This is a genomic window from Streptomyces marokkonensis (assembly GCF_008312835.1).
Lineage (GTDB): Bacteria > Actinomycetota > Actinomycetes > Streptomycetales > Streptomycetaceae > Streptomyces > Streptomyces marokkonensis_A.
The window spans coordinates 1-4249 of sequence record NZ_VSKS01000048.1 but is presented as its reverse complement, the minus strand read 5'-3'; the positions used below and the strand labels follow the sequence as shown (position 1 = coordinate 4249).

At 72.9% G+C, this 4249-nt stretch carries 2 protein-coding genes; both read left to right on the top strand.

All coding sequences use genetic code 11. The features are described 5' to 3' along the window. Nucleotides 1-2369 (top strand): SDR family NAD(P)-dependent oxidoreductase (locus F1615_RS35280; RefSeq protein ID WP_149553119.1); only part of this gene is annotated, 2369 nt, incomplete at its 5' end. A gap of 45 nt (nucleotides 2370-2414) precedes the next feature. Beyond that, nucleotides 2415-4249, top strand: a 1835-nt coding sequence (locus F1615_RS35275) for a type I polyketide synthase (RefSeq protein ID WP_149553118.1), incomplete at its 3' end; no start/stop codon positions are given.

The following is a 4249-nucleotide window of genomic DNA, read 5'->3' as shown; positions in this document are numbered from 1 at the left end:
ACGCGCCGGTGATCGGGTCCCTGCGCCGTGGTGAGGGTGGCCTCGACCGCCTCTACCTGTCGTTGGGGGAGGCCTGGGCGCGGGGCCTGCGTGTCGACTGGAGCCCGGTCTTCGCGGGGTTGTCGCCGCGCCGGGTCGACCTGCCGACGTATGCCTTCCAGCGCAGCCGCTACTGGCTGGACCTGCCCAAGGCCCAGGTGAGCGCCGACCCCGTCGAGGAGCAGTTCTGGCGCACCGTGGAGGAAGGGGACCTGGAGGCCCTGGCCGGCACGCTCGGGGTCGAGGAGGGACTGAAGTCCGTCGTCCCCGCACTGGCCGCCTGGCGCACCACCCGCCGGGAGAGGAGCGTGCTCGACAACTGGCGCTACCGCGTGGTGTGGCGGCCGTTCACTGCTCCCGGCAGCCGTTCCCTCGGAGGTGACTGGCTGCTCGTCGTGCCCGAAGCTCGAACCGGCGACGAACTGGCGGTGCGGACCCGGCGCGTGCTGGAGGAGTCCGGCGCCAGCGTCGTACCGGTTCTCGTGCCTGAACAGGCTGACCGCGCCGCTCTCACCGAACTGCTCGATGCGGCCGCTCCGGACGTGGGCGGCACGGCGGCGGGTGTGCTGTCGCTGCTCGCGCTCGACGACGAACCGGACGAGCGCAGCCACGGTGTCTCCAAGGGCGTACTGGCCTCCATGGCGTTGAGCCAGGCGCTCACCGACGCCGAGATACGGGCCGGACTGTGGACGCTGACCCGGGGAGCCGTCTCGGTCGACGGCGACCGGGCGCCGAACGTACGTCAGGCCGCCGTGTGGGGTCTGCTCCGGGTGGCCGCGCTGGACGACTCAGAGCAGGCCGGCGGCCTGGTCGACCTTCCCGCCGACGGCTCCACCGATGTGCTCTCGCACCTGCCCACGCTGTTGGCCACGGGGGGAGAGGGTGACGCGGAGAGCGAGTTCGCGCTCCGGACAGGTTCCGTGGGCGTGCGCGTCCGACGCATGGTGCGCTCGCCTCTCGTCGGTACGGGTGCGGCCGGGACGCCGGTGTGGGAGCCGCGCGGGACGGTCCTGGTCACCGGCGGTACGGGCGCGCTCGGCGCTCATGTCGCCCGGGATCTCGCCCGCGAGGGAGCTGAGCACCTCGTACTGACCAGCAGGCGCGGTCCTGACGCGCCCGGAGCGGCGGCACTGGAACGGGAGTTGACCGACCTCGGCTGCCGCGTGACGATCGCCGCCTGCGACGTGGCCGACCGTGACGCGTTGGCCGAGCTCCTGGAAAGCCTGCCCGCCGAGCCGGCGCTGACGGCGGTCGTGCACACCGCGGGCGCCGTCGACCGGGCGCGACCGCTCACCCGCGTGGACGCGGACGAGGCGGTCGATCTGATGCACGCCAAGGTCGTCGGCGCCCAGAACCTGAACGACCTGCTCGCCGGACGTCCGCTGGACGCCTTCGTGCTCTTCTCCTCCGGCGCCGGCGTGTGGGGCAACGGCGGTCAGGCGCCGTACGCGGCGGCCAACGCCCACCTGGACGCGCTGGCCGAGGCGCGGCGGGCCGCGGGGCTGCCCGCCACCTCCATCGCGTGGGGTGCGTGGGCGGGCGGCGGCATGGTCGACGCCGAGGTGGGAGAGCAACTGCTGCGGCGCGGCGTGCCGGCCATGGAACCGGGACTCGCCGTGCGCGCCCTGCGGGAGTCGGTGGCGGCGGACGACACGGCCGTCGTCGTGGCCGACATCCGCTGGGACCGCTTCGTCCCCGCGTACTGCGCCCACGGACACCGTCCGCTCATCGACGAGATCCCTGACGTACGGGCCCTGCTGGCGGCTCAACGGGCGGAGGAAGAAGCACAGCGGACGGCGGACACCGCCGGCGCTGCGGGCGGCCTGCGCGCGGAGCTGGCCGCGCTTCCGCCGGGCAAGCGCGGGCGCAGGCTGGCCGAGCTGATCCGGACGCACGTCGAGGCGGTGCTCGGCTCCGGATCGGCGAAGGCGGTCAAGCCCGGCAAGGCCTTCCGGGACATGGGCTTCGACTCTCTGACCGCCGTGGAACTCCGCAACCGGCTCGGCGCCGCACTCGGCACCAAGCTTTCCGCGACGCTCGTGTTCGACCACCCCACCCCGCACGCGCTCGCCGCCCACCTGGACGCGGAGCTGTTCCCCGCCGACGGCGACCCCACCCTCGACCCCCGGCTCAGGGAGGTCGAGGCGGCCTACCGCGCCACCGCCGACCCCGCGGGCAGGAAGGAACTCGCGGAAGCGCTGCGAGGCCTGCTCGACACCTGGGCGGCATCCACCGACGAGCCGACCCCCGCGGCCGTCGACGAGGAACTGGTCGGCGCCTCCGACCAGGACATGTTCGACCTGATCGACAAGGAACTCGGGATCTCCTGAGCGGTCCCCCGACACGACTTCCCGATTCTCGAAGGGCTGACTGGCATGGGCAACACGGGCAACACCGAGGACAAGCTGCGGGACTACCTCAAGCGCGTCACCACGGACCTGCGGCAGACCCGCCGCAGGCTCGGTGAACTCGAGACGCGGGCGCACGAGCCCATCGCCATCGTGGCGACAGCCTGCCACCTGCCCGGCGGAGTGCGCAGCCCCGAGGAACTGTGGCGACTCGTCGCCGACGGCGTCGACACCGTCTCGGACCTGCCCACCGACCGCGGCTGGGACATCGACGGTCTGTACGACCCCGACCCCGAGCGCGTCGGCACCAGCTACGTCCGCCAGGGCGCCTTCCTCTACGACGCGGCCGAGTTCGACGCCGGGTTCTTCGAGATCTCGCCGCGTGAGGCGACCGCGATGGACCCGCAGCAGCGGCTTCTGCTGGAGACCACCTGGGAGGCGTTCGAGCGGGCCGGCATCGATCCCACCACCCTGCGGGGCAGCTCCACCGGCGTCTTCGTCGGCGCCAGCAACCAGGCATACGCCCCCGACGGCACCCGCGCACCCGAGGGCATCGAGGGCCATCTGCTCACCGGCGGGTCCGCCGCCGTCCTGTCCGGCCGCATCGCCTACAGCTTCGGCTTCGAGGGCCCGGCCGTCAGCCTCGACACCATGTGCTCGTCGTCGCTGGTCGCACTCCATCTGGCGGTGCGGTCCCTGCGCTCCGGCGAGTGCTCCATGGCCGTCGCGGGCGGCGCCACCGTCATGGCCAGCATGCGCAACTTCATCGAGTTCAGCCGCCAGCGCGGTCTGGCCGCCGACGGCCGCTGCAAGCCCTTCGCGGCCGGAGCCGACGGCACCGGCTGGGGCGAGGGCGTGGGCGTCCTGCTCCTGGAGCGCCTGTCGGACGCCGAGGCCAACGGACACCAAGTCCTCGCCGTCATCCGGGGCTCGGCGATCAACCAGGACGGCGCCTCGAACGGCCTGACCGCCCCGAACGGTCCCTCGCAGCAGCGCGTCATCCGAGCGGCACTGTCCGACGCCGGTCTGTCGGCCGCTGACGTGGACGTGGTGGAGGCACACGGTACGGGAACGAAACTGGGCGACCCGATCGAGGCACAGGCGCTCCTGGCCACCTACGGGCAGGAACGCGACGCCGACAACCCGCTCTGGATCGGCTCCCTCAAGTCCAACATCGGCCACACACAGGCCGCATCCGGTGTCGCGGGCGTCATCAAGATGGTCGAGTCGCTGCGGCACGGCGTGGCGCCCAAGTCGCTCCACGGCGAGGAGATCACCCCGCACGTCGACTGGTCCTCCGGCACCCTCCGCCTGCTCACCGAGGCCGTCGACTGGCCCGGGACCGGACGGCCGCGCCGGGCGGGCGTCTCCTCCTTCGGCGGCAGCGGCACCAACGCCCACGTCGTCCTCGAACAGGCGCCGGCCCCGCAGCCCGCCGACGAAACCAACGCCGGGACCGCCACCACCGAAGCCGTGCTGCCCTGGCTGCTCTCGGCCCGCTCGGAAGCCGCGCTGAAGGAGCAGGCTGCGCGGCTCGCCGACCGTGTCGAGTCCGCCGGACTGTCCGCCGTGGACGTCTCCCACACGCTGGTCACCGGCCGCGCCGCTCTGGAGGAACGTGCCGTCGTCGTGGGTGCCGACCGCTCCGCCCTGCTGAACGGGCTGCACGCCCTGGCACGAGGTGAACGGCCCACGACCGTGACCCGCGGCCTCACCGAAAGCCCGGGCGCGACCGTGGACCCCGTGTTCGTGTTTCCGGGGCAGGGGGCGCAGTGGGTGGGGATGGCGGTGGAGCTCCTTGATGGCTCGCCGGTGTTCGCGGCTCGGTTCGCCGAGTGTGCTGAGGCGCTGGGTGAGTTCGT